The organism is Pseudooceanicola aestuarii (assembly GCF_010614805.1).
Classification (GTDB): Bacteria; Pseudomonadota; Alphaproteobacteria; order Rhodobacterales; family Rhodobacteraceae; genus Pseudooceanicola; species Pseudooceanicola aestuarii.
Window position 1 is genome coordinate 1134121 of sequence record NZ_JAAFZC010000001.1, and the last position, 23488, is coordinate 1157608.

The window sequence follows — 23488 nt, forward strand, 5'->3', positions numbered from 1 at the left end:
CGGCGAAGACATCGCGCAGTCATGATGACTTTCATGGTCATGGTTGTGATGCCATTGGCGGTGACGGGCTGGTATTTGTGGACGCGTGCGGCAGACCGATTCGTCTCCCGCGTGGGGTTTTCGGTCCGGGCCGACGACCAGGGACCGGCGTTGGATTTCATGGGCGGGATGAGCGCCCTGGCCGGAAAAGCATCGTCGGATACGGATATTCTCTATCGCTTTATCCAGAGCGGCGTGCTGGTGCGCCGCATCGAAGCCGGGTTGGATTTGCGCAGGGCCTGGTCGCAACCTGGGGGCTGGCTGGCGGGTGATCCGGTCTTCGCGTTCAGACCCCCGGGCAGGATCGAAGATCTGACCCGGCACTGGCGCCGGCGCGTCCAAGTCAACACGGACAATGGTACGGGATTGATCGACCTCGAGGTCCAAGCCTATTCCGCCCGTGATGCCCAAGCGATCGCCGCACTGATCCTGCGCGAATGTTCCATCATGATCAACAGGTTGTCGGACGAGGCCCGCAGAGATGCCACGCGCCATGCCCAGGTCGAACTGGCGCGATCCGTCGATCTGCTGAAACGGGCCCGCAGCGCATTGACGCGGTTTCGCAACCGAACCCAGATCGTCGATCCGCAGGCCACGATCCACGGTCAGGCCAGCCTGTTGACGTCGCTTCAGGCTCAGCTGGCGCAATCGATGATCGATCTCGACTTGCTGCGCCAGACAGCCCGTGCGCAAGACCCGCGAATCCGACAGTCCGAACGCCGCGTCGACGTGATCGAAGCCCGGATTGCCGGGGAAAAGCAGAAGCTGGGAGAGGGTGACGGGAATGGTCGCGAAGATCCGGCCTTCGCGGACCTTCTGGGAGAGTACGAACGTTTGGCAGTGGATGTACAGGTGGCAGAGCGGGCTTATGAAACGGCATTTGCGGCCTTCGATGCTGCCCAAGCCAGGGCCATACGGCAAAGCCGGTACCTGGCAGCGCATATCAACCCGACGTTGGCCGAATCCCCAACGCATCCCGACCGATGGTTGTGGATGGTACTTGTCGGGCTTTTTTCCACGCTGCTCTGGGCGGCTACATTGCTGACCGCCTATGCGCTCAAGGACAGGCGCTAGCGCATGATCGTGCTGCGCGGCCTGACAAAGATCCACGTCCTGGATGGGCGGCGCCTGGTCGTGGCTGATTCGATCGATACCTGCTTTCCGACAGGGGTCAGTGTCGGGCTGTTGGGGAGAAACGGCGCCGGAAAGTCGACCCTTCTGCGGCTGATTGCGGGTACCTGTGCCCCCACCTCTGGCGAAGTGCTGACCAGTGGCCGTGTATCGTTCCCCCTCGGGTTGGCCAGTGCGTTGCACCCGGATCTGACCGGGGTGCAGAATGTCCGGTTCGTGGCACGAATCTACGGGGCCGATAGCGGGGGAATGATCCGGTTCGTCCGCGATTTTGCCGAGTTGGGACCGAAGTTTCACCTCCCCGTACGTGCCTATTCCTCCGGAATGAAGGCGCGGCTCAGCTTCGGTATGACCATGGCGTTGCAATTCGATACCTATCTAGTGGATGAGATTACCGCTGTCGGGGATGCTGCCTTCCGGCGGAAAAGCGAGGCTTTCTTTCAGGCGCGGCTGAAGCGTGCGGGGGCGATCGTCGTCAGTCATTCGATGGAATTCCTGCGGCAAAGTTGCACCGCTGGCGCGGTTCTGGAGGGGGGGCGGCTGACCTGGTTCGATAGCATCGAAGGGGCAATCGCCTGCCATCAGACCAATATGTCTTCTCCCGTCCGCCTCTCTGACAGCCAGGTGTCGTAAAGCTTTGTCAGTTCGGTGACTTGATGATGTACGGGACGAAGGACGGGGGGGGGTGCCGGCGGTTTGGCAAAATGGGCAGGATTTCTGTCGAATTCCGATAACACAGCCGCCAAGGGCAGATAATTCGCCACCGAAATGCGAAACCCCGATTTTGCTTCGATGATATCGCCGCCGATCGCACCCCGGTCGGAGGCCACGACCCAAAGTCCGGCGGCTGATGCTTCTCGGGTGATCAGACCATGACTTTCTTCCCAGACAGAAGGAGCCAGGAGCACATCGGTTCGTGCAAACAGGGCCGGCATGGCGTCTTGCGGTTGGCGTCCGATCCGTGTGACCGGCGTCGTACCCCAGGTTTCGGTGCGACAATTGTCTGGTGCCATGGCGTTATCCACGAGGGTGAGCGACAGGTGCCGATAGTCGCATGAGGTCAAGGCAGCCCGCAGGAGATGTGCGCCCTTGTGACGGGTATCCCCGCCGAAATGTCCCAACCGCAAACGACCATCTGACGACGGGAGGCGTGGCAGCGGATGAAACGAAGAGATGCCGTTCGCCAGCGTGATCACATTGGGGACGCCGCAGCTTTGGTAAAGTGCTGCGAAAGGGGCCGATACGGCCAGTACCGCCTGGGCGCCCGTTAATGCGGCCTGCAAGGATTGCGCGCGCGGAGGAAGATTTATCGGATCGGAAAAATCGTACAACTCCTGCTGGCCGCGCGGATTTTGCAAAAATTGGTTGGGCGAAATCCACCACCCATCATGTGCCGTGATGGCATAGGGCAGGCCGGCGTGGCGGGTTTCATCAACGATGGTGGCGGTCAGGCGTTGGATACAGTGAAAATGCACCAAATCTGGCGCGGCATGTCGTAGAAGTTCGGTGAAAGGTGTGGTCATTCGTGGGTTGTGGCCGCGCATTTCGTCATCGCTGCCGACCGCGATCGCCCAGCGGCGCAACCCGTTCCACTCGCCGATTTGCAGCTCTGGGACGGTGGGGCCGGGCGCGGTGCACAGGATCTCCACCTCGTATTTTTCAGCAGAGGAATCGCGGAGCAGGCGCAGATGATCTTCAAACACACGCGTGGCGCCACCGATCCGCTGCGGCGGAGCAAAGACATTCACCAGCAAGATTTTGGGCTTCGTCTTCGGGGCCTGAATTGCAGGGTGGGCAATCTTGGTAGTTCGGTGTTCGGCTGCGCGGCCCCTGGCTGGCAGGCCGGTGGTTACCCCTGCCAGCCCCTGAACGAGCCGCCGTCCCATCTGGTCGGGCTGACGTGAGGCGAGAACGGCGGTTCTGGCGGCTTGGCCAACTCGGTCTCGAAGGTCGGGCTGCCGGATCAGGCGGGAGAGCGTTTGGGCAAACTCCTTGCTGGTTGTGCATAGAAAACCGGTTTCCCCGTCGATCACCACATCTCGCATGGTGTCGGTTGCACTGACCACTGCGGGAATCCCGAAAAGCGCAGGCTCAAGCCATTTTATTTCGCTTTTGCAATGCGTAAACTCTGTGGGAGCAAGCACCGATAGTGCGATATCCGCCTCCGCCAGCAGGGCACAATAGGCACTGAAGTCAAAGTTCGGCGGCAGAAGCGTGACCGCAGGGTCGGATGTATCAAGGTGGCGGAACGTGCCAAACTCTCCGATGAGGCGCAGCTCCACCCGGTTTCGAAAACGGCGGAGAATTCGGGCCAGGGCCGGCTCCAGGATGTCGTGAAAAGCCGATTTATGTGCCTTGGTTCCGGAGGCATAGAGCATTACGACGCGATCTTTGGGTCGTGGCTGGTTTGACGGGAGGTTCATCGCGGATAAATGCTTCTTTCCCAATGCGTTGGGATGGTGCAGGACTTGGCCGGTGCGGACCCGTTCTCGGAGAAACGGAACCAGCGCGGCGGTCGAGGCGATGCCAATATCGCACAGGCGCATGGCATGATCGAACAGCACTGCGCCACAGGCCATCGTCCCGTGTTCTGCGGCGCTGATCTGGCCGGCGTAATCGTCGAGCGGCGGCGGAAAATGCGCGGTGTCGAACACCAGGTCATCGATATCATAAACCGTCATCAACCCGGATCGACGTGCGGTCAGAATGGCGGCAACCACCGGTGGAACGGCCGGCAGACGGTGAAAAATCGCTGTGTCATGGGTTCCGATGGCAGTCTTGAACGCGGCCAGGTCGTCCGAGGTATCGTAGAGGGTCGCGTTCAGGCCGGCGGCGGTCAGCTGGTCGATTTTCTGTTCGGCACGATAGAGGTGGCATTGCGGCAGGTCGGTCCCGGCAATCACTGCGACCGATCTTGTCGGACGAAAAGGCGGCGATGGCCAGGGATGCGGCGGCGCGAAAGCGGTCAGGCAGCGCCGCAGCAGTTTCTGGGTGGCAAGCAACCCTTCTGTCGCTACATGCTCGGGATGATTCTGCCAAACCTTGTTGACGAGCTGCGTCGCCAGTGCGTCGCGTGCTTGTTTCAGGGCGACATCACCTTCGCCGTCCTCGGGCAGGGAGGCCAGGTGATCTGCCGCCTCTGCCGGGTTGCCGAGATCCAGTGCGATCCGGCCAGAGGCGATACGATTCCAGCCTCCGCGAGTGTCCGGTGGCAGTTTCTGACGTTGGTGGCGCGATTCGATCAACCGGCCCTGTCGCTGCAACAGGTCCGCCAAGTGCACGCGGGCACGGGAAAAATCTGGCATGGCCTCCAACGCCAGGCGGTAAAGGGAGAGGGCGCTGTCACTGTCCTTTCCAAAAGCGAGACGATCCGCGACATCGGTCAGAAATTGCGGCATACCGGTCGCTTGGCCGTCGCAAGCCGCCAGGCCGGGCAGGGGGTGGGCAACCAGGTGGCCGATGCGTCCCGCCATCGTCAACGGGCGGAGCGTCGGGTCGGCCAGGGCGGCGCGCTTAAGCTGGGTGGTGATGCCCGGCGGAAGCGACAGCCCGTAGGTCATCCGTGCCCAGGCCGCGAGGTTGGGCGCGGCGCCGACGGTCAGGCCGGATTTCAACCACCACCGATACCGAACCGGAAGCGGCGCCGTCCCCGCAACGGGCGGGTTGTGGTCCTGAATGGCAGGATCGGCCAAGAAGTCATCCTCTGGTTGCAGGCCGGGCCCCAGGGGCAGCCCGGCGCGGATGCCGTGGCTGCAGAAGTGGCGGATCAGGGGCAATCGGTCCGTTCGACTGGGGGGAATGCCGTCGCGGGTTGCGGCGGCATGGTAGAAATCGGGGTCGAACCGCTCTGCGCAAGCCTGACCGGCCAGGCCGAAACCATGCCAGAACTCAACTTCTGTCAGCGGGAGGCAAAAGCCGTGGGCAGAGGTCGCGAGGGCCGTGCCGCGCAGCTCCGACAGGAGTGCGATAGCGGTGGTCTTACCTTCCGTCGACACGCCATAACGGGCGAGAACAAAATCGTTTTCCCATCGTTCGGGGCGCCCGTGAATCCCCTCCTCCAGGCCGAATTCCAGGAAATGGAACGCGGCTTCCTCCACGGACTCGACCTCGGCGGCGAGGTTGGGCCGCGCGGCAAGGTAGGTCAGAACGGAAAACCCCAGCTGCAACCAGATGGCACGGGGGTGAGAGCGCAACAGGTCCATTATCGTCTGCCCGGTGCCGCCGGTCAGCACGCGGAGCCAGGCGCGCCAATATTGGCGCATGTCCGGGTCGGTCAGCAGGCGGCTGTCCGGGTGGTCGATCCCCTGCCCATCACGAAGCAGGCGACGCATCTCGCTCGCTCCATGGTTGCGGAAGTGGCGGATCGCGACCTTTTCCTGATCAGGGCCGGGCGGACAAATCGCAGCGACATCGGGATTGATGTCGAGATAGGAGGCCACGTCGAAACCGGGGGGGGGCGCCACGCCTTCGCTACTGCGGGCTGCAAAATCGCGCACAATCGAGGCGATGCGGTTTCGACCCGGCTCCGCAGGAGGGTCAGCGAACGTAGACATCGAACAATCCGAAATCGAAAAAAACCATTTCTTAACCTGATCCCCATTATTCATCTGACAGGCACCGGGCCGGATGGGTCGGAACGGCGCCTTCCTCTATCGCTAGGCAAAAAGGTTTAACAAAATGCTGCCGTCGTTTCTGATCTGTGGGCTGGAGCACAGTGGCACGACCCTGGTGTCGGACCTGTTCCGCCAGGTTGACGGCGTGGATTCGGGATTCGAATGCGGCGTTCTGCTATGTGAATGTCCGGAAAAATTTGCGGACTTTCAGCCGTTTGCAAGTCATATGGTCAAAGGTTGGGGCGTGACGCAGGCGGAGTTCGAAGATTGCTGCAAGGCGCCTGATTTCGGGGAATTCTATGACCGGCTATCGTCGAGTTCTCGGGTGCTAAAACCGGATGTGCGACGGATTTTCGATAAAACGCCACGATATCTGTCCGCGTTGGAGGCGGTGACGAATCGCGCAGGCGGGCGACCGATTATCGTCACGTTCAAAGACCCCCGCGCGATTGTTGCGTCGGATTTCAAACGGGCCTCGGCTCAGGATTTCAACGCGTGGTACGGCGTCTACAGGCCTTCGAAAATTGCATATCTCAGAACGTGTTATGCCGAACATGTCAAAGCCGTCGGGTGGCCCAATGTTCACTGTCTGTCGCTTGAAGGGTTGGCCATGAACGCCAGGCAGGTGATGGAGCGGATGTTTCGCCATGTCGGGCTGGAATTCCGCTTGAAACACACGGTGTTACACAACCTGCGCTACAAGAACACGCGGGGAATGAGCGTCCAGCCGGAGGTGGTTTTTGACTATCTCAAGGTGCTTTCGCCTGTGCAGCAGGATCAGGTCAGCCGGGATTTCGGCGAGTTTTCGCAATGGTTCTATCATTGAGAGGCCGTCATCCGATGACTTCCCCAGCTGCGCGGGCTGGGATAGATGCGGCACATGGATACTTACCAGATCGAAAGCTTGGGCCATCATGGCGATGGAATCGCCCGTGGGCCCGTATTCGCCCCGATGACCCTTCCGGGGGAGGTCGTCAGCGGCACATTGCAAGGCGACCGACTGGCGGAGCTGCGCATTCTCGAACCTTCGCCTCTGCGGGTTGCGGCGCCGTGCCGCCATTTTCGATCGTGCGGTGGTTGCGCCGTGCAGCATGCCGGAGACGATTTCGTCGCGGATTGGAAGCGCGGTATCGTCGAAGAAGCGTTGCGTCGTCAGGGCCTTGGCTTTGGGATCGGTTCGGTTCTGACTTCTCCGCCGCGCTCGCGGCGGCGGGCGGTCCTGTCGGCGCGACGGACCAAGCAGGGGGCGCTGGCGGGGTTCCACGGTCGGGCTTCGGGCAGCATTGTCGAGATTTCGCATTGTCAGCTGCTATTGCCCGGGCTGATGGCCGGCCTTCCGGCGGCGCGGGCTGTGGCCCGGTCAGGGGCCGCACGCAAGGGCGAGATTTCTGTGAAGGTGAGCCTGTCGGATGGCGGTCTGGATGTAGAGGTCACGGGCGGCAAACCATTGGACGAGGCACTGCGCCTGAGCTTGACCGAGGTGGCGCAGGCGCAGGATCTGGCCCGCCTGTCGTGGGAAGGCGAGGTCGTCGTGACCCGTCGCCCGCCGTCGCATCAGATGGGACCGGCCCGCGTCGTGCCGCCCCCCGGCGCTTTCCTTCAGGCCACGCGGGAGGGGGAGGCCGCCTTGCGCGATGCGGTCCTGAGCGTGACACGGGGCGCCAAACGGGTCGCGGATCTCTTCGCCGGCTGTGGCACCTTTGCGTTGCCGTTGTCCGCCGGTACGGAAGTCCATGCCGTCGAAGGCAACGCCGCGATGATCGAGGCGCTCGCCCTGGCCTGGCGCAAGGCGGGCGGGTTGCATCGGTTGACCACCGCACGGCGAGACCTGTTCCGCGACCCGCTGACGGCGGAAGAACTGGCCGGTTTCGATGCCGTCGTGATCGACCCGCCGCGCGCCGGCGCCGCGGCACAGGTTGCGCAGATCGCGGCGGCGCAGGTGCCGGTGGTGGCCCATGTCTCCTGCAATCCGGTGACGTTCGCGCGGGATGCGCGGGCGCTGGTGGAGGCCGGATACGTGATGGGCCCTGTCACCGTGGTCGACCAGTTCCGCTGGTCTCCGCATGTGGAGGTGGTCGCGGGTTTCACGCTCACTTCCGCGTGAGCGGGCGAATGCCCCTTCTCAGAGGCGGGGGGAACCCTGTATCGGTGAGGAAAATCGCATAAAAACGAGGCAGTTTCCCATGCGCTTCTTCCGCATCCTTCTGGTATTGGCCCTGGCCCTGACTGCCACGGCCTGTTCCAAGTTCAAGACCTATCACGGGCCAGAGGTGACACACATCGCCGTGTTCAAGGAGGATCGAAAGATGTACCTCCTGCATGGGCAGGAGGTGCTGAAATCCTATGACATCGGGTTGGGCTTTGCCCCTGCCGGGCACAAGCAGTTCGAAGGGGACGGAAAAACCCCGGAGGGTGAATATACGGTCGACCGCCGCAACCCGAACAGTGAATTCCACCTGTCCATTGGGATCAACTATCCCAACCCGGATGACCGCGCCTTTGCGCAGCAGGCGCAGAAAAGCCCCGGCGGGGATATCTTCATCCACGGTCGGCCCTGGAAATATCGGAAGGGCGGGCGTGACTGGACGGCGGGATGCATAGCTGTCTCCAACCGCGAGATGGAAGAGATCTATTCCATGGTCCGCGACGGCACCCCGATCTCCATCTACCGATAGGCGCAAACCAAAGCGCCCCGCCCGGTCTGGCGGGAGGGGTGAAATTCAAATGATTTCAGGGGCTTACCCTCAGGCGCTGCCCGGCGTGACCGGCCGTCCGCCGATCAGCAGTGTCCACCAGATCTTGCCGTTGGTTTCCTGGTGCCAGGAAAAGCCCAGATCGGTCGCGCGCTTGTCCAGGATGACGCGGCGGGTATCGGTCTGGTCCATCCAGGCGGACAGGGTTTCAAGCTCCGATTCATAGGTCTCGGAGATGTTCTCTCCCAGCATCATGCCGGGGTAACCGGCGCGTGCAACGCGTTCGATGGGGGAGGAGCCGTCAGATCCGAAATGCCAGGGCCGGTTCTGCCGGGCCATGTCGCGCGAATGGGTCGCGGCGGCGGCGTTCAGCGCGGCGTTCAGCTCTACCGGCGGGGCGGCGGCGGCCTGGCGCAGGGCGTTGACGGCATCCAGCATCTCGTACTGGATCTTGCCCTGACCGCTGGCGGGGATGCGGTAAAGACGCGGCAGCGGCTTTCCGTCCGCGCCAAGGCGGGTCTCCTGCGGGGCGGGCGTGGCACAGGCGCCCAAGGCGATCAGTGCGGCGGAAGCAGTAGCAAAGGTAAGGCGCATGGAACCCGAATTCATTGTTTCGAAGAAGATCTAGCGCCCCTTGCGCCGTCTTTCAAACCCTTCCGGGCCAAACGGGGCCAGATGACGCCCCTTTGAATTGCGAGCGACCGGTTTGCATCATATGATTGCGGCAAAATTCCGTTATCCTGGAAAGACATCATGAGCATGAAGAAATCGCCCATATCCTCCCGTCGCGCGTTCCTTGCCGGTGGTGCGGCGCTGCTTGCCACTCCGGCCCTGTCTCAAACAGCTGGCGCCGATTACCGCACCCCGTTCGAGAATTCGACCGTGGTGGAGCGGGATCCGAACGAGATCGTGCGCCGCAACATGTCCTCTTTCCGGTCGCTGGACTGGCGGCCCTATTTCTCTGACACGCGCAAGGGTGCGATCCTGGTCGACGTGGACAGCCGCGCCCTGCATTACTGGAGCGAGGATCAGTCGATCTACAAGCTATACCCGACCTCCGTCCCCCTGACCGATGACCTGACCCGGCGCGGCCGGACCAGCGTCACGCTGAAGGATCCCGAACCGGATTGGCGCCCGACCCCGTCGATGAAGAAGCGCAATCCTGAATGGCCAGATTACGTGGGCCCCGGCCCGGACAACCCATTGGGCACCCGTGCCCTGCATCTGAGCTGGACCTATTACCGGATCCATGGCACCCACGACACGCGCAAGATCGGTCGGAAATCCTCCAACGGCTGCATCGGCCTGTACAACGAGCATATCGAAGAGCTGTACGAGTTGGCCCGTGTGGGCACGCAAGTGTTGCTTATTTGACGACATTTCCCCAGACCTGCGCGCCCCCGGGCCAAGTTGCATTTGCATTCGTATTTGGAAGCTGCTTAGACATACTCACGAGGTAAGTCTTGGGTGCTTTCCGGCGCTGCGCCGGAGGGCAAATATCTGGAGGATAACATGAAGAAACTCGTTCTCGCCGCTGCCTTCGCCGGTGCTGCTTCGACCGCAATGGCCGGCTCCTACGCCGAGCCGATCATCGAAGCTCCGGTCATCGTTGAAGAGACCACCAGCTCCTCTGCTGGCATCCTGATCCCGCTGCTGATTCTGGCAGTGATCGCAGCTGCTGTTGCCGACTAAGTCGCGCAATACAGTCTGAAGAATGAAGGCGGTGGAGCAATCCACCGCCTTTTTTCATGTCCGGTTGTGTCTGCCTTGTGGCTGCGGCGCGCGCGGCCCCGGCGGGGCTCAGTCCAGCCAGCCCGCCAGGTTCGCCAGGATCCGCCCCGTCAGCGCGTCGATATGGGCGTCGGTGTCATTCAGGCAGGGAATGTAGGTAAAATCCTCGCCACCTGCATGTTCGAAGCTTTCGCGGATCTCCTCGTTGATCTCTTCCAGCGTTTCGATGCAGTCGGCGGAGAAGGCCGGCGCGATGACCGCGATCCGCTTTTTCCCAGCCTGGGCAAGGCGGGCGACCTCCTCGACGGTGTAGGGCTGCAACCAGTCTTCCGGGCCGAACTTTGACTGGAATGTCGTGGTGATGGCGTCATCCGCCCAGCCCAGACGTTCCTTCAGCAGGCGCGTCGTCTTAACGCAATGGCAATGGTATGGGTCGCCTTCCGTCAGGTAGCGGAACGGCAACCCGTGGTAGGAACAGACCAGGATGTCGGGCTTCTCCGTCGCCTGAGCGTAGCCGTTTTCAACCGACGCGGCCAGCGCATCTATATAGGCGGGATCGTCGAAATAGGGCGGCAGGGTGCGGCTGGCGGGCTGCCATTTCTCGGCCATCAGGGCGCGGAAGAACTGGTCGTTCGCGGTGGCCGTCGTGGCGCCCGCATATTGCGGATAAAGCGGGCAGAACAGGATTTTTGTGCAACCCGCCGCGACCATGGCGCGGACCCTGGATTCCGTCGAAGGGTTGCCATAGCGCATGCAGTAATCGACCATCACCCGCGCCCCGTAGCGGTCCGTCAGGCGGGCCGAAAGCTTGGCGGTCTGCTGCTTGGTGATTGTCATAAGGGGGCTTTCGTCCGCCGCCTCGTTCCAGATCGTCTTGTAGGCCGCGCCGGATTTGAACGGCCGGATGGTCAGGACGATGCCTTGCAGGATCGGCTGCCATTTCCAGCGCGGGTAGTCGATCACCCGCTGGTCGGACAGGAATTCGCTCAGGTAGCGCCGCATCGGCCAATAGGAGGTGCCGTCGGGCGTGCCGAGATTGGCAAGAAGCACGCCGACCTTCTCCCGCGGGAGAACAGGGTGATCGGCGGGGGCGTGGGTCGGGCGGAGGGGATCGGCCATGTCGGTCTCCTGTGGCTATCCGGCGGAGATAGACGACCGGGCGCGCGGGTCAATCCTTGGCCGGCGTTTCCGGCACCCCAAGCGCCTGGGCGAGCGATTGTGTCGCAGATCCCGGCCGCAGGGGCTGTTGCTGGCTGTCGTGCGGCGCCCATCCGGTCAGGGTCAGCAGCTCAAGCGTGGCGGGCAGGCGGTCGTCGTCGGTTGCATGGGCCTCGCGGTAGGCGGCCTCGGCCGCGGGGAACAAGAGGCGCGGCGGGATTTGGCGTGGCCGGTCGCGCAGCACCGAGGTCTCGCCCATCCCGCGCAGGTCGCGAACCAGAGTGGTCAAGTCGGGAAAGGTGATCGTGTGGCGGTCCAGGTCGGCCACCGGCAAGGCCAGCCCGGCCCGTTGCAGCAGGCCGCCCATGTCACGCAGGTCGCCCATGGGCGCGGTACGGGAATGGGCGCCGCCGGTCAGCGCCAATTCCGCCCGAACCAGCGCCTGGCGCAGTTCTGTCAATGTCTCGCCGCCCGGAAAGACGGCGATCAGCAACCCGTCGGGGCGCAGGGCGCGTCGGCATTGGATCAGTTGACCGACGGGATCGTTGCGCCAGTGCAGGTCCATCACGTGCAAGATCAGATCGGCACTGGCGGGGGCCAGGTCCAGCACGTCGTCTGCTTGCAGGCTTCGCGGGTTCACGGGCAGATTGCGTGCCTTTTGATTCCAATATTCGGGAAAACCCGTGATCAGAACGGCCTCTGTGAACTCCCTGTTAACGATCGACAGGCGATCATGCAGGTCATCGGCTACGAGGTCGTGCAGATACATCGCCGGGTCGATCCGCCGGGCGCGATGCAGGGTCAGGGCCTGCGAGTCAAATAGGTCGGGCGCATGCATGGGGCGGAGATAGGGTGATGAGGCAGCACATGCAATCCGCCCTGCGGCTTCTGTTTCCACCGGCCTGCCTGGGGTGCGGCGCGGCGGTGGGCAGCGATTTCGGACTTTGCGGGCCCTGCTGGCGGGAGACACCGTTCATCGGCGGCGTGATATGCGATCATTGCGGCATCGGTCTGCCGGGCGGGGAGGCCGGGGAACATGCGCTGTGCGACGATTGCATGAAAACGGGACGCCCCTGGCTGCGGGGACGGGCGGCCCTGTTGTACGAGGGGCGGGCGCGTGACCTGGTGTTGCGGCTGAAACATGCGGATCGCGACGATATCGCCATAGCGGCGGCGGATTGGATGGTTCGGGCGGCGCGGGGGTTGGCCGTGCCGGAGATGATCGTCGCGCCGGTGCCGTTGCATTGGCGCAGGCGTCTGCGACGGCGCTACAACCAATCGGCGCTGCTGTCGCGAGGGATCGCCCGGCAGGCGCGGCTGACGGATGTGCCGGACCTGCTGATCCGCACCGGCGCCACACGGGTGTTGGACGGGCTGGGCCGGGAGGCACGGTTTGATGCGCTGGCGGGGCAGATGACAGTGGCGCCGCGCCATGCGTCCGGGCTGTCGGGGCGGCCGGTCCTTCTGGTGGACGACGTGATGACCACCGGCGCCACCCTGGCTGAGGCAACGCGCGCCTGTCTGGCGGCTGGATCGGGACCAGTTTCGGTGCTGGTACTGGCGCGGGTGGGCAAACCGCCCTAAATTCCGGGAAAAGAACACCGGAGTCTCTTATGCAACCTGTCGAAATCTACACCTCTCCCCTCTGCGGTTTTTGCCACATGGCAAAACGCCTGCTGACCCAGAAGGGGGTCAATTTCACGGAGATCAACGTTCTGGGCGACCCTCAGATGAAACAGGAGATGATGCAACGTGCCAACGGTCGCCACACCGTTCCGCAGGTCTTTGTCGGGAAGACGCATGTCGGCGGCAATGACGAGCTTCAGGCGCTGGAACGCGCGGGGAAGCTGGATACGCTGCTGGCAGGCGCATGAAGGCTGCGCTGCTTCAGATCACCTCCTCCGACCTGCCTGAGGAGAACCTGGCGATGCTGCGGGACCGCGTGGCGGAGGCGGCCGGGCGGGGCGCGGGGTTCGTCCTGACGCCGGAGGTCAGCAATTGTGTCTCCGCCTCCCGCAGTCATCAGCAGGCCGTGCTGACCGGGGAGGCGGAGGATCTCACCTTGTCCGGATTGCGCGCGCAGGCGGCGAAGCTGGGGATCTGGGTGCTGATCGGCTCACTGGGGCTGAAGACCGGCGATGCCGACGGGCGGTTCGCCAACCGTTCCTTCCTGGTCGCTCCGGACGGCAGTATCGCCGCCTGGTACGACAAGGTTCACATGTTCGACGTGCAGGTTTCGGAGACGGAGACCTACCGCGAATCGGCCGGCTACCGCCCCGGTGCCCGCGCTGTTGTGGCGCCGACTTCCTTTGGCACCATCGGAATGACGGTTTGCTACGACGTGCGGTTCCCCTACCTGCACCGGATGCTGGCGCAGGCCGGTGCCACGATCCTGACCGTGCCGGCGGCCTTCTCTCCGGTCACCGGGGCCGCCCATTGGGAACCCTTGCTGCGCGCCCGCGCGATCGAGACCGGGTGCTATGTCCTGGCGCCTGCGCAATGCGGGACCCATGCCGCCACGCGGGGCAAGCAGCGCAAGACTCACGGCCATTCGATGGTTGTCGCCCCCTGGGGGGAGGTCCTGCTGGACATGGGGACCGAACCGGGTATCGGCTATGTGGATCTGGACCCGGCGGCGGTGGATGGCGCGCGGGCGCGGGTGCCCTCCCTCACCCACGATCGCAATGTCCGGCTGCAATGAACGACGCCTCCAATTCCCTGGCCATCGCCTTGTTTTCCGAGGTTCTCGCCGCCGACCAGATGATTCGCAATCGGCTGAGCCGCGTGATGCCCAAGGGTATGGAAATCTCGCATTTTTCGGTGCTGAACCATCTGGCGCGGGTTGGTGGGGAGCGCAGCCCGGCGCAGTTGGCGCAGGCGTTTCACGTGACGCGCGGTGCGATGACCAACACGCTGTCGAAACTGGAATGGGCGGGCTATGTCCATATTCGCCCCGATTGGGACGACGCCCGGCGCAAGATGGTCACCGTGTCGCCCGCCGGGCGGCAGGCGCGGGATTCCGCGCTGTCGGCCATCGCGCCGATGATCACCGAGGTCGTGACCCGCATCGGCGATGACAAGGTGCGCGCCGCGCTGCCCGTGCTGCGCGACCTCCGCGCCAACATGGAGGACGAGCGGTAGCGTCCCCCGCCCCCGCCGGGCCCCGGTCAGGCAAAGGCCAGGATCTGGATCGCCACCGCACCGCCGTAGATCCCCAGAAGCGCCAGCGAGTCGAACCCGATCCCCGCCGGGCCGCGCCGTTCGCGCACGAACAGCCCGCCCAGCAACGTGACGTTCATCAGCGCGGCGGTAACCACCCAGAAATAATCCTGTAGCGTGGCCGCATGATATAGCGACCCGTCGCGATAGGCGGTGTCGGCGGCGGTCAGGAACAGCGTGTCGAAGGTATTGCCGCCGATGATCCCGCCCACGGCCAGCTGCAACGCGCCGCGCCGCACGGCGGCGATGGTGGTGACCAATTCGGGCAGGGAGGTGACGACCGCCGTCATCAGCGCGCCCACCAGCGATTCCGACAGGCCGATCCGGTCGACGACGGCGGCGCCGCTTTGGGCAATTATCCAACCGGCGAGGCCCATCACCGTCATCAATCCGGCAAATTCCGCGACCAACCGGGGGGTGGGCTTGCGCGCTGTGGCGCTGTCCTCCGGTTCCGGGGCATCCTGCCGGGTGTCGCGGGTGTTGACCGGGTGCCACATCGGGTCGGCCCGCACCGCGCGGCTGATCGCCAACCCGGAAAGATAGGCGGCCGGGATCAGCAGCGAGACGGGGTGCACCGCCAGGATGGTCACTTCGGGCGTGACAAAGGCGGCGAAGGGAAGCAGGAGCAGGAAGCTGAGCAGGATGCCCTGAACCAGGTTCGTGGCCTCCGCCGCCGCGTGTTCAAGGTTGGCGCGGCGGAACACCATGTCGGCCAGCGCGAGGAAGGCCGTTTGCGCCGCGATCCCGCCGATGGAATTGGAAAACGCCAGCGAGGCGCGCCCGTCCAGCGCCGCCGTGACCGATACGACGGTCCCCGACAGCGACGTCGCCGCGCCCAGGATCACGGCGCCAACGATGGCCTCCCCCAGCCCGGTGCGGTCGGCCAGACGGTCGGCAAGGCCGGTCATGACCACGCCGCAGATCGCCACCACAGCGGCGGATCCGGCGAACAGGATCAGCACGACGGGCAGGGACAGCGCGTCGATCATCGACGGGGCAGGGCGCGGGCGGGCATCATGGCCAGCCAACGCAGCGCGGTGCCGGCGGTTCCCGTCCTGTTGGCGGCAGGGGCGCGGTTGGCCCGGTCTATTCCGGCCGCAGACTGGCGGTGACGTAATTCACCGACAGATCGCGATCGGACAGGCGCCATTGCCAGCTGATCGGATTGAAGACAAAGCCCTTGCGATCAACGGGGTCCAGCCCGGCACGGCGCAGCAGGTCGAACAGCTCCTCCGGGGTGATGAATTTCTGCCAGTCGTGGGTTCCGCGCGGCAGCCACCGCATCACCACCTCGGCGCCGACGATGGCCATGGCAAAGCTTTTGGGATTGCGGTTGATCGTCGAACACAGGTGCAGCCCGCCGGGGCGCAGCAGATCGTGACAGGCGGTGAGGTAGGACAGGGGATCGGCGACATGTTCGACGACCTCCATGTTCAGCACGGCGTCGAAGTGTTCACCCGCCTGCGCCAGCGCCTCGGCGGTGGTGTGGCGATAGTCGATCTCAAGCCCGGATTGTTCGGCATGGACCCGGGCGACAGGGATGTTGCCTGCCGCCGCATCGGCGCCGACGACCGTGGCGCCCAGCCGGGCCATGGGTTCACACAGCAGCCCGCCGCCGCAACCGATATCCAGCAGACGCAGCCCGTCGAACGGGTGCGGCGCGGTCAGATCGCGGCCGAATTCCGCCGCGATCTGGGTGGTGATGTAGTCCAGCCGACAGGGGTTGAGCATGTGCAGCGGCTTGAACTTGCCATGCGGATCCCACCATTCCTGGGCCATGGCCTCGAATTTGGCGACCTCTGCGGGGTCTACGGTGTTGCCTGCCGTTTGCATTCGGCGCTCCTGCACTTCATGTTGTGATCAGCCCTTAACATAGGACGTTTCATGGACAAGCATTTGGGCCAAAAGAGCGCAGCGCAATTTCTCTATCCTCCGGTCGACCCGTTTGATCAACGGGTGCTGGAGGTGGGCGAAGGCCATGCCATCTACGTCGAGCAGGCGGGCAACCCCGAAGGGCGGCCCGTCGTGGTGCTGCACGGCGGGCCGGGCGGTGGATGCAGCCCGGCGATGCGACGCTACTTCGATCCGAACCGCTATCGCATCATCCTGTTCGATCAGCGCGGTTGTGGCCGGTCGCGGCCGCATGCCTCGGTCGAGGACAACACGACCTGGCACCTGGTGCGCGACATCGAGACGATCCGCGAGACACTGAACATCCCGCGCTGGGCGGTGTTCGGCGGCAGCTGGGGGGCGACGCTGGCGCTGATCTACGCGCAGGCGCATCCACAGGCCGTGACCCATCTGGTGCTGCGCGGCGTCTTCCTGATGACAGAAGGGGAGCTGGACTGGTTCTACGGCGGCGGTGCTGCGGCCTTCTGGCCCGAAAGTTGGCAGCGCTTCATCGCGCCGATCCCCGAGGACGAACGTCACGACATGATCGGCGCCTATCACCGGCGCCTGTTCTGCGGTGACATGCGGCAGGAGGTCATCCACGCCAAGGCCTGGTCCACATGGGAAAACGCGCTGGCCTCCATCTCCTCCAGCGGGCACGGAGGAGAGCCGCCGGCGGATTACGCCCGCGCCTTTGCCCGGTTGGAGAACCATTACTTCACCCATCGCGGCTGGTTGGGCGAGGATCGGCAGATCCTGGACAACATGGGCCGGATCGAACACATCCCCGGGGTGATCGTGCAGGGGCGCTATGACATGGTTTGCCCGCCGCAGACGGCGTGGGAATTGTCGCGCCGCTGGCCGAATTCGGAATTGCGGATGATCGGGCAGGCGGGCCATGCGCTGTCCGAACCCGGCATTTCCGAGGAATTGGTGCGGGTGATGAACCGGATCGCGGCGACCTAACGGCGCGGTTTCAGCCGTTTCCATACACCGGAGGCACGTCCGATCAGGGCGTCGCCGTCAAACAGCCGGCCCTCCATGAAGACCATGCCGCCGGTCATGCGGATCACTTCGGGGTGAAGTTCCACGAACCGGCCGATTTCAGCCGCCGCCAGGAAGTCGAAGGTAAAGGAGATCGTCGCCACCGGCGTCCGGGAGGCGCCATGTGCCGCCATCCCCATGCCACGATCCGCCAGTGTCATCAGCATTCCGCCCTGGACCACGCCATTGGTGTTGCGGTGATGGTCGGCGGCGTCAAACCCCAGCAGGGCCGGCGCGCTGTCGCGGTCCAGCCGCCAGATCGGCCCGATGTGGCCCAGGAATCCGGTGTCTTCTATCAGCACCCAGCCAGGGTGGGGCGGGGACGGCGCGGGTTGGGGGGCAATGTCTGTCATGGGCAGTTCCTTCCGTTGCGGCAATGCCTTAGCACCTCCCTCCGGCGGGGGGGAGGGGTCTGTTGCGACCCCGTGGGGTGCCGGACGGGCCCGGTTTGCCGGTCGCCGGACGGTCGGGTGCGAGGGGTGGCCCCGGAATCCGCTTGCAACTTTGACGGGGCGGGCCTATATCCCCCTCAACAGCGGCGTGTTGGTGCAGGGCTCCGACGCTCCACCGGATGCTACAACGGGCCGCGCGCCCGTTTTTTTGTGCCCGGATGATATGACCGACCTGATCGCCAAAACCGCCATCGACCGCCGCCTGGCTGAAATCGTGACCCCCGTCATCGAAGACATGGGGTTCGAACTGGTGCGCCTGCGCCTGATGGGCGGCAACACCAAGACCCTGCAAATCATGGCCGAACGTCCCGAAGGCGGGATCGAGGTCAATGAATGCGCCGAGATTTCCACCGCCGTCAGCGCCGTGCTGGATGTCGAGGATCCGGTCGCCGATGCCTATGACCTGGAAGTCTCCAGCCCCGGGATCGACCGCCCCCTGACCCGGCTGAAGGATTTCGAGACCTACGAAGGCTACGAAGCCAAGCTGGAAACCGCCGAGCTGATCGAAGGCCGCAAACGCTTTCGCGGGATGCTGGCGGGTGTCGAGGGCGGCGAGGTGCTGGTGAATGTCGACGAGGGCACCATCGGCCTGCAATTCGACTGGCTGGCCGAGGCCAAGCTGGTGATGACCGATGAACTGGTCCGCGAAATGCTGAAGGTCCGCAAGAAGGCGGGCGACCTGGATGAAAACGATTTTGATTCCGTCGAAACGGAATCCGGTTCCGAGGAGGACTAAGACATGGCGATCACCTCTGCCAACCAGCTTGAACTGCTTCAGACCGCCGAGGCCGTCGCCCGCGAGAAGATGATTGATCCGGGCCTCGTCGTGGACGCCATGGAAGAATCCCTCGCCCGCGCCGCCAAGAGCCGCTACGGCGCCGAGATGGACATCCGGGTCAGCATCGACCGCAAGACCGGCCGCGCCACCTTTACCCGCGTGCGCACCGTGGTGGAGGAAGAGGAACTGGAGAATTACCAGGCCGAATTCACCGTGGACCAGGCCAAGCAATACATGGCCGACCCCAAGGTGGGCGACACCTTCGTCGAAGAGGTTCCGCCGGTTGAAATGGGCCGCATCGCCGCGCAATCGGCCAAGCAGGTGATCCTGCAAAAGGTCCGCGAAGCAGAGCGTGACCGCCAGTTCGACGAGTTCAAGGACCGCGTTGGCACGATCATCAACGGCGAGGTCAAGCGCGAGGAATACGGCAATGTCATCGTCGACGTCGGCCGGGGCGAGGCGATCCTGCGCCGAAACGAGAAGATCGGCCGTGAAAGCTATCGCCCGAAGGACCGCATCCGCTGCTACATCAAGGATGTGCGCCGGGAGACCCGTGGCCCGCAGATCTTCCTGTCGCGGACCGCGCCGGAATTCATGACCGAGCTGTTCAAGATGGAAGTGCCGGAGATCTACGACAACATCATCGAGATCAAGGCCGTCGCCCGCGATCCCGGGTCGCGGGCCAAGATCGCGGTGATTTCCTACGACAGCTCCATCGACCCTGTGGGCGCCTGCGTCGGGATGCGCGGCAGCCGCGTGCAGGCTGTCGTGAACGAGCTTCAGGGCGAGAAGATCGACATCATCCCCTGGAACGAGGATCAGCCGACCTTCCTGGTGAACGCGCTGCAACCGGCGGAGGTGACCAAGGTCGTCCTGGACGAGGAAGCGGAGCGGATCGAGGTCGTCGTGCCCGACGAGCAATTGAGCCTGGCCATCGGCCGGCGCGGTCAGAACGTGCGCCTGGCCTCTCAGCTGACCGGGCTGGACATCGACATCATGACGGAGGAGGAGGAATCCGCCCGCCGTCAGAAGGAATTCGAGGAACGGACCAAGCTGTTCATGGACACGCTGGATCTGGACGAGTTCTTTGCCCAGCTTCTGGTCTCCGAAGGGTTCACCAATCTTGAGGAAGTCGCCTATGTGGAGGCGGACGAACTGCTGGTCATCGATGGTGTGGACGAAAGCACCGCCGGCGAGCTTCAGGCCCGTGCCCGCGATTACCTGGAAGCCCGTGCCAAGGCGGCGCTGGAACACGCGCGTGAACTGGGTGTCGAGGATAGCCTGGTTGAATTCGACGGTCTGACACCCCAAATGATCGAAGCCCTGGCCGAAGACGGCGTGAAGACGCTGGAAGATTTCGCAACCTGCGCGGATTGGGAACTGGCCGGTGGCTGGACCTCCGTCAATGGCGAGCGGGTCAAGGACGAAGGTCTGCTGGAAAAATTCGATGTCTCCCTGGAGGAGGCGCAGCAGATGGTCATGACCGCGCGCATTCAGTTGGGCTGGGTTGATCCCGCCGATCTGGAGGCGGAAACCGAGGAAGAGACCGACGCCGGCGGCGATGACGCGCCGGAGGAGGCCGAGGCGTAAGGCCGGACGGGCCGGGGGTGAACGATATGACCCGAGGCGGACAGACCAGATCCCGCGAGGCCGAAGCCGAACGGAAATGCGTCGCAACCGGCGAGACCGCGCCCAAGGGCGGGTTGATCCGGTTCGTGGCGGACCCGGAGGGGCAAATTGTCCCGGATGTGCTGGAAAAGCTGCCCGGACGGGGCATCTGGGTCAGCGCGAATCGCTCCGCCCTTGAAACGGCGGTGAAAAAGAAATTGTTTGCCCGTGGCGCAAAGGCGCCGGTGATCGTGCCCGACGGGCTGCCGGACTTGGTGGAAACACTGCTTTTGCGGCGCGTGACGGACCTTCTGGCCATGGCGCGCAAATCCGGCGATGCCGTTGCCGGATACGAGAAAGTCAAGGATTGGCTGTACAAGGACCGTGCCGAAGTGCTGGTCCAGGCCAGTGACGGATCAGGGCGTGGCAAGTCGAAATTGTCCACGCCTTATGGCGGCAGCTTCATCGGCTGGCTCACCTCGAACGAGCTGGGCTTGGCCTTCGGTCGTGAAACTGTCATACACGCCGCCTTAGGAACTGGTGGTGCGAGCAAACGTGTTGTAGAGGAAGCCGCAAGGTTGAAAGGCCTACGGCTTGACGACGACGAGAGGCGGCAGGGGCCGCCCGAAAGGAACTGAAGCTAGATGAGCGACAACGACGGCAAGAAAACTCTGGGTGTGCGTGGCGGTCCCCGGTCGGGGAACGTGAAGCAGAGCTTCAGCCACGGGCGCACCAAGAACGTCGTGGTGGAGACGAAGCGCAAGCGGGTTGTGGTGCCCAAGCAGGGTGCTGGCTCCAGATCCGGCGGCGGTTCCGGCCCTCTGGGCGATCCCTCGCGGCGTCCCGCGGGCATCACCGACGCAGAGATGGAGCGTCGGCTGAAGGCTGTGCAGGCCGCCAAGGCCCGTGAAGCGGACGAAGCCGCCCAACGCGCGGCCGAGGAAAAGGCCCGGGAGCAGGAACGGCAGCGCCGCCGCGACGAAGCGGAACAGAAAGAGCGTGAGCAGCGCGAGGCCGAGGAAAAGGCCCGCGCCAAGGCGGAGGAAGAAGACCGCCGCCGCCGCGAAGAGGAAGAGAACGCCAAGCGTGCCGCAGCGCAAGCTGCCCAGCCGGCGCCCGCAGCGGACGACGCCAAGCCGCAGCGCAGCCCCAAGGCGACGCCGCCCCGTGGCCGTGCCCAGCCTGAGCGCGACGACCGCAACCGCGGACGTGGCCGGGATGACGGCGGCCGTCGTGCCGGTAAACTGACCCTGAATCAGGCGCTTACGGGCGGCGAAGGCGGGCGTCAGAAATCCCTGGCTGCGATGAAGCGGAAGCAGGAGCGCGCCCGTCAGAAGGCCATGGGCGGTGCCCAGCAGCGCGAGAAGGTCGTGCGTGACGTGCAACTGCCCGAGGCCATTCAGGTCGGGGAGCTGGCGAACCGCATGGCGGAACGCGTCGCCGACGTGGTCAAGTCCCTGATGAACATGGGCATGATGGTCACGCAGAATCAGACGGTCGATGCCGACACTGCCGAACTCATCATCGAGGAATTCGGCCACCGGGTTGTTCGGGTCTCCGCCTCCGACGTGGAGGATGTTATCCACCGGGTGGAGGATGCCGAAGGCGATCTGAAGGCACGTCCGCCGGTAATCACCATCATGGGCCACGTCGACCACGGGAAGACCTCTCTGCTGGATGCGATCCGCAAGACCAAGGTCGTCGCGGGCGAGGCCGGCGGGATCACCCAGCATATCGGCGCCTACCAGGTGGAAACCGATGGCGGCGCTGTCCTGACTTTCCTGGATACGCCGGGTCACGCCGCCTTTACCTCCATGCGGTCGCGCGGGGCACAGGTGACGGATATCGTCGTGCTGGTGGTGGCTGCGGATGATTCGGTCATGCCGCAGACGATCGAGGCCATCAACCACGCCAAGGCCGCCAACGTGCCGATGATCGTGGCGATCAACAAATGTGACCGTCCCGCCGCCGATCCCGACAAGGTGCGCGCAGGATTGCTGCAGCACGAAGTCATCGTCGAGAAGATGTCGGGCGAGGTGCAGGATGTCGAAGTCTCCGCCGTGACCGGCGCGGGTCTGGACGAGCTGCTGGAATCCATTGCCTTGCAGGCTGAGATCCTGGAACTGAAAGCCAACCCCGATCGCGCTGCCGAAGGTGCCGTGATCGAGGCGCAGCTGGACGTTGGCCGCGGCCCCGTGGCCACGGTTCTGGTTCAGCGCGGCACATTGCGCCAGGGCGACATCTTCGTCGTCGGGGAGCAATGGGGCAAGGTTCGCGCCATGGAGAACGACCAGGGCGCCCGCGTGAAGGATGCCGGCCCCTCCGTCCCGGTGGAGGTTCTGGGCCTCAACGGCACGCCGGAGGCCGGCGACGTCCTGAACGTCGTCGCGACCGAAGCGCAGGCCCGCGAGATCGCGGAATATCGCCAGCAGGCAGCCAAGGATCAGCGTGCCGCCGCAGGTGCCGCCACGACCCTTGAGCAGCTGATGCAGAAGGCCAAGGACGACAAGGAAGTCTCCGAGCTTCCGATCCTGGTCAAGGCGGATGTGCAAGGCTCTGCCGAGGCCATCGTTCAGGCGATGGAAAAGATCGGCAACGACGAGGTGCGCGTGCGTGTCCTGCACTCCGGTGTCGGCGCCATCACCGAAAGCGATATCGGCCTGGCCGAAGCCTCCGGCGCGCCGGTCTTCGGCTTCAACGTGCGGGCCAATGCGCCGGCACGGAATGCCGCGAACCAGAAAGGCGTGGAGATCCGGTACTACTCGGTGATCTACGATCTGGTGGATGACGTGAAACAGGCGGCCTCCGGCTTGCTGTCGAACGAGATCCGCGAGAACTTCATCGGCTATGCGCAGATCAAGGACGTGTTCAAGGTGTCCAACGTCGGCCGTGTCGCCGGGTGCCTTGTCACCGAGGGGATCGCCCGCCGGTCCGCCGGGGTGCGCCTGCTGCGTGACGACGTGGTGATCCACGAAGGGACGCTGAAGACGCTGAAACGGTTCAAGGACGAAGTGTCCGAAGTGCAATCCGGCCAGGAATGTGGCATGGCGTTCGAGAATTACGAAGATGTGCGCGCCGGCGACGTCATCGAGATCTTCGAGCGTCAGGAAGTCACGCGGACCCTGTAACCTG

General features: G+C 64.0%; 23 protein-coding genes. 16 read left to right on the top strand and 7 right to left on the bottom strand.

All coding sequences use genetic code 11. From position 1 onward, the window contains the following. Window positions 1-21 precede the first annotated feature (21 nt). Both G5A46_RS05280 and G5A46_RS05285 read left to right on the top strand, forming a co-directional pair. Complete coding sequence (locus G5A46_RS05280) at window positions 22-1113, top strand: KpsE/RkpR family capsule polysaccharide export protein (protein ID WP_163847968.1); 1092 nt, start codon at window positions 22-24, stop codon at window positions 1111-1113. Between the two features lie 3 nt (window positions 1114-1116). Next, window positions 1117-1803 (top strand): ABC transporter ATP-binding protein, encoded by a 687-nt coding sequence (locus G5A46_RS05285; protein ID WP_163847970.1) that lies wholly within the window; start codon window positions 1117-1119, stop codon window positions 1801-1803. Here the strand turns inward: G5A46_RS05285 and G5A46_RS05290 are convergent. Then, window positions 1752-5723 (bottom strand): glycosyltransferase, encoded by a 3972-nt coding sequence (locus G5A46_RS05290; protein WP_163847972.1) that lies wholly within the window; start codon window positions 5721-5723, stop codon window positions 1752-1754. The two genes, G5A46_RS05285 and G5A46_RS05290, sit on opposite strands and share 52 nt — an antisense overlap. Window positions 5724-5847: 124 nt before the next feature. On the opposite strand from G5A46_RS05290, the gene G5A46_RS05295 reads away from it, so the two are divergent. The 3 genes from G5A46_RS05295 (at window position 5848) to G5A46_RS05305 (ending at window position 8458) form a co-directional block, all read left to right on the top strand. Further along, window positions 5848-6609 (top strand): sulfotransferase, encoded by a 762-nt coding sequence (locus G5A46_RS05295; RefSeq protein WP_163847974.1) that lies wholly within the window; start codon window positions 5848-5850, stop codon window positions 6607-6609. Between the two features lie 54 nt (window positions 6610-6663). Beyond that, window positions 6664-7887, top strand: coding sequence for a class I SAM-dependent RNA methyltransferase (locus G5A46_RS05300; RefSeq protein WP_163847976.1), 1224 nt, complete (start codon window positions 6664-6666; stop codon window positions 7885-7887). A 79-nt stretch (window positions 7888-7966) separates the two neighbouring features. Then, the gene (locus G5A46_RS05305) at window positions 7967-8458 is read left to right on the top strand and encodes a L,D-transpeptidase family protein (protein ID WP_163847978.1); all 492 of its coding nucleotides are present in this window, start codon (window positions 7967-7969) and stop codon (window positions 8456-8458) included. 69 nt (window positions 8459-8527) lie between these two features. Here G5A46_RS05305 and dalA read toward each other — a convergent pair whose 3' ends face one another. Continuing rightward, entirely contained in the window at window positions 8528-9070 is a 543-nt protein-coding gene (gene dalA / locus G5A46_RS05310; protein ID WP_163847980.1) for a divisome-associated lipoprotein DalA, read from the bottom strand. A 159-nt stretch (window positions 9071-9229) separates the two neighbouring features. Between dalA and G5A46_RS05315 the strand changes: the two genes are divergently transcribed. Both G5A46_RS05315 and G5A46_RS05320 read left to right on the top strand, forming a co-directional pair. After that, a complete protein-coding gene (locus G5A46_RS05315) occupies window positions 9230-9850 on the top strand; it encodes a L,D-transpeptidase (RefSeq protein WP_163847983.1) in 621 nt (206 codons plus the stop codon). Window positions 9851-9988: 138 nt separating this feature from the next. Further along, window positions 9989-10168: a hypothetical protein gene (locus G5A46_RS05320; RefSeq protein WP_163847984.1), complete on the top strand. Its 180-nt coding sequence runs from the start codon at window positions 9989-9991 to the stop codon at window positions 10166-10168. Between the two features lie 108 nt (window positions 10169-10276). Here G5A46_RS05320 and hemH read toward each other — a convergent pair whose 3' ends face one another. Together hemH and G5A46_RS05330 are read right to left on the bottom strand one after the other, a co-directional pair. Beyond that, complete coding sequence (hemH, locus tag G5A46_RS05325; RefSeq protein WP_163847986.1) at window positions 10277-11326, bottom strand: ferrochelatase; 1050 nt, start codon at window positions 11324-11326, stop codon at window positions 10277-10279. A gap of 49 nt (window positions 11327-11375) precedes the next feature. Next, complete coding sequence (locus G5A46_RS05330; protein WP_163847988.1) at window positions 11376-12203, bottom strand: methyltransferase domain-containing protein; 828 nt, start codon at window positions 12201-12203, stop codon at window positions 11376-11378. A 17-nt stretch (window positions 12204-12220) separates the two neighbouring features. On the opposite strand from G5A46_RS05330, the gene G5A46_RS05335 reads away from it, so the two are divergent. Genes G5A46_RS05335 through G5A46_RS05350 form a run of 4 tightly spaced genes read left to right on the top strand, consistent with a single transcriptional unit; the run spans window position 12221 to window position 14506 of the window. Next, on the top strand, window positions 12221-12949 hold the full coding sequence (locus G5A46_RS05335; protein ID WP_163847990.1) for a ComF family protein: 729 nt from the start codon (window positions 12221-12223) through the stop codon (window positions 12947-12949). A gap of 29 nt (window positions 12950-12978) precedes the next feature. Then, window positions 12979-13239 carry a glutaredoxin 3 gene (gene grxC / locus G5A46_RS05340; protein ID WP_163847992.1) on the top strand — a complete coding sequence of 87 codons (261 nt, stop codon included), beginning with the start codon at window positions 12979-12981 and terminating at the stop codon, window positions 13237-13239. After that, a complete protein-coding gene (locus G5A46_RS05345) occupies window positions 13236-14066 on the top strand; it encodes a carbon-nitrogen hydrolase family protein (protein ID WP_163847993.1) in 831 nt (276 codons plus the stop codon). The genes grxC and G5A46_RS05345 overlap by 4 nt, the downstream gene beginning before the upstream one ends. After that, window positions 14063-14506 carry a MarR family winged helix-turn-helix transcriptional regulator gene (locus tag G5A46_RS05350; protein WP_163847995.1) on the top strand — a complete coding sequence of 148 codons (444 nt, stop codon included), beginning with the start codon at window positions 14063-14065 and terminating at the stop codon, window positions 14504-14506. The genes G5A46_RS05345 and G5A46_RS05350 overlap by 4 nt, the downstream gene beginning before the upstream one ends. 26 nt (window positions 14507-14532) lie before the next feature. Here G5A46_RS05350 and G5A46_RS05355 read toward each other — a convergent pair whose 3' ends face one another. Continuing rightward, window positions 14533-15573 (bottom strand): sodium:calcium antiporter, encoded by a 1041-nt coding sequence (locus tag G5A46_RS05355; protein ID WP_163849890.1) that lies wholly within the window; start codon window positions 15571-15573, stop codon window positions 14533-14535. A 97-nt stretch (window positions 15574-15670) separates the two neighbouring features. Next, window positions 15671-16417, bottom strand: a complete 747-nt coding sequence (gene ubiG, locus G5A46_RS05360; protein ID WP_163847997.1) for a bifunctional 2-polyprenyl-6-hydroxyphenol methylase/3-demethylubiquinol 3-O-methyltransferase UbiG — start codon at window positions 16415-16417, stop codon at window positions 15671-15673. A 51-nt stretch (window positions 16418-16468) separates the two neighbouring features. Here ubiG and pip point away from each other — a divergent pair, with 51 nt between their 5' ends. Further along, complete coding sequence (pip, locus tag G5A46_RS05365) at window positions 16469-17440, top strand: prolyl aminopeptidase (protein ID WP_163847999.1); 972 nt, start codon at window positions 16469-16471, stop codon at window positions 17438-17440. Here pip and G5A46_RS05370 read toward each other — a convergent pair. After that, window positions 17437-17871, bottom strand: coding sequence for a PaaI family thioesterase (locus G5A46_RS05370; protein ID WP_163848001.1), 435 nt, complete (start codon window positions 17869-17871; stop codon window positions 17437-17439). The genes pip and G5A46_RS05370 overlap by 4 nt on opposite strands. Window positions 17872-18133: 262 nt before the next feature. Between G5A46_RS05370 and rimP the strand changes: the two genes are divergently transcribed. The 4 genes from rimP to infB are packed head-to-tail and all read left to right on the top strand — an operon-like array spanning window position 18134 to window position 23484. Next, on the top strand, window positions 18134-18706 hold the full coding sequence (rimP, locus tag G5A46_RS05375) for a ribosome maturation factor RimP (protein ID WP_163848003.1): 573 nt from the start codon (window positions 18134-18136) through the stop codon (window positions 18704-18706). Between the two features lie 3 nt (window positions 18707-18709). Then, window positions 18710-20338, top strand: a complete 1629-nt coding sequence (gene nusA / locus G5A46_RS05380; protein WP_163848004.1) for a transcription termination factor NusA — start codon at window positions 18710-18712, stop codon at window positions 20336-20338. A gap of 26 nt (window positions 20339-20364) precedes the next feature. Further along, entirely contained in the window at window positions 20365-20994 is a 630-nt protein-coding gene (locus G5A46_RS05385) for an RNA-binding protein (protein ID WP_163848006.1), read from the top strand. A 6-nt stretch (window positions 20995-21000) separates the two neighbouring features. Next, on the top strand, window positions 21001-23484 hold the full coding sequence (infB, locus tag G5A46_RS05390; RefSeq protein ID WP_163848008.1) for a translation initiation factor IF-2: 2484 nt from the start codon (window positions 21001-21003) through the stop codon (window positions 23482-23484). Window positions 23485-23488 lie beyond the last annotated feature (4 nt).

Excerpts from the sequence above, each read along its gene's own strand:
- G5A46_RS05280 (WP_163847968.1), top strand. The coding sequence starts at position 22 with ATGATGACTTTCATGGTCATGGTTGTGATGCCATTGGCGGTGACGGGC.
- G5A46_RS05285 (WP_163847970.1), top strand. The coding sequence starts at position 1,117 with ATGATCGTGCTGCGCGGCCTGACAAAGATCCACGTCCTGGATGGGCGG.
- G5A46_RS05290 (WP_163847972.1), bottom strand. The coding sequence starts at position 5,723 with ATGTCTACGTTCGCTGACCCTCCTGCGGAGCCGGGTCGAAACCGCATC.
- G5A46_RS05295 (WP_163847974.1), top strand. The coding sequence starts at position 5,848 with ATGCTGCCGTCGTTTCTGATCTGTGGGCTGGAGCACAGTGGCACGACC.
- G5A46_RS05300 (WP_163847976.1), top strand. The coding sequence starts at position 6,664 with ATGGATACTTACCAGATCGAAAGCTTGGGCCATCATGGCGATGGAATC.
- G5A46_RS05305 (WP_163847978.1), top strand. The coding sequence starts at position 7,967 with ATGCGCTTCTTCCGCATCCTTCTGGTATTGGCCCTGGCCCTGACTGCC.
- dalA (WP_163847980.1), bottom strand. The coding sequence starts at position 9,070 with ATGCGCCTTACCTTTGCTACTGCTTCCGCCGCACTGATCGCCTTGGGC.
- G5A46_RS05315 (WP_163847983.1), top strand. The coding sequence starts at position 9,230 with ATGAGCATGAAGAAATCGCCCATATCCTCCCGTCGCGCGTTCCTTGCC.
- G5A46_RS05320 (WP_163847984.1), top strand. The coding sequence starts at position 9,989 with ATGAAGAAACTCGTTCTCGCCGCTGCCTTCGCCGGTGCTGCTTCGACC.
- hemH (WP_163847986.1), bottom strand. The coding sequence starts at position 11,326 with ATGGCCGATCCCCTCCGCCCGACCCACGCCCCCGCCGATCACCCTGTT.
- G5A46_RS05330 (WP_163847988.1), bottom strand. The coding sequence starts at position 12,203 with ATGCATGCGCCCGACCTATTTGACTCGCAGGCCCTGACCCTGCATCGC.
- G5A46_RS05335 (WP_163847990.1), top strand. The coding sequence starts at position 12,221 with ATGAGGCAGCACATGCAATCCGCCCTGCGGCTTCTGTTTCCACCGGCC.
- grxC (WP_163847992.1), top strand. The coding sequence starts at position 12,979 with ATGCAACCTGTCGAAATCTACACCTCTCCCCTCTGCGGTTTTTGCCAC.
- G5A46_RS05345 (WP_163847993.1), top strand. The coding sequence starts at position 13,236 with ATGAAGGCTGCGCTGCTTCAGATCACCTCCTCCGACCTGCCTGAGGAG.
- G5A46_RS05350 (WP_163847995.1), top strand. The coding sequence starts at position 14,063 with ATGAACGACGCCTCCAATTCCCTGGCCATCGCCTTGTTTTCCGAGGTT.
- G5A46_RS05355 (WP_163849890.1), bottom strand. The coding sequence starts at position 15,573 with ATGATCGACGCGCTGTCCCTGCCCGTCGTGCTGATCCTGTTCGCCGGA.
- ubiG (WP_163847997.1), bottom strand. The coding sequence starts at position 16,417 with ATGCAAACGGCAGGCAACACCGTAGACCCCGCAGAGGTCGCCAAATTC.
- pip (WP_163847999.1), top strand. The coding sequence starts at position 16,469 with ATGGACAAGCATTTGGGCCAAAAGAGCGCAGCGCAATTTCTCTATCCT.
- G5A46_RS05370 (WP_163848001.1), bottom strand. The coding sequence starts at position 17,871 with ATGACAGACATTGCCCCCCAACCCGCGCCGTCCCCGCCCCACCCTGGC.
- rimP (WP_163848003.1), top strand. The coding sequence starts at position 18,134 with ATGACCGACCTGATCGCCAAAACCGCCATCGACCGCCGCCTGGCTGAA.
- nusA (WP_163848004.1), top strand. The coding sequence starts at position 18,710 with ATGGCGATCACCTCTGCCAACCAGCTTGAACTGCTTCAGACCGCCGAG.
- G5A46_RS05385 (WP_163848006.1), top strand. The coding sequence starts at position 20,365 with ATGACCCGAGGCGGACAGACCAGATCCCGCGAGGCCGAAGCCGAACGG.
- infB (WP_163848008.1), top strand. The coding sequence starts at position 21,001 with ATGAGCGACAACGACGGCAAGAAAACTCTGGGTGTGCGTGGCGGTCCC.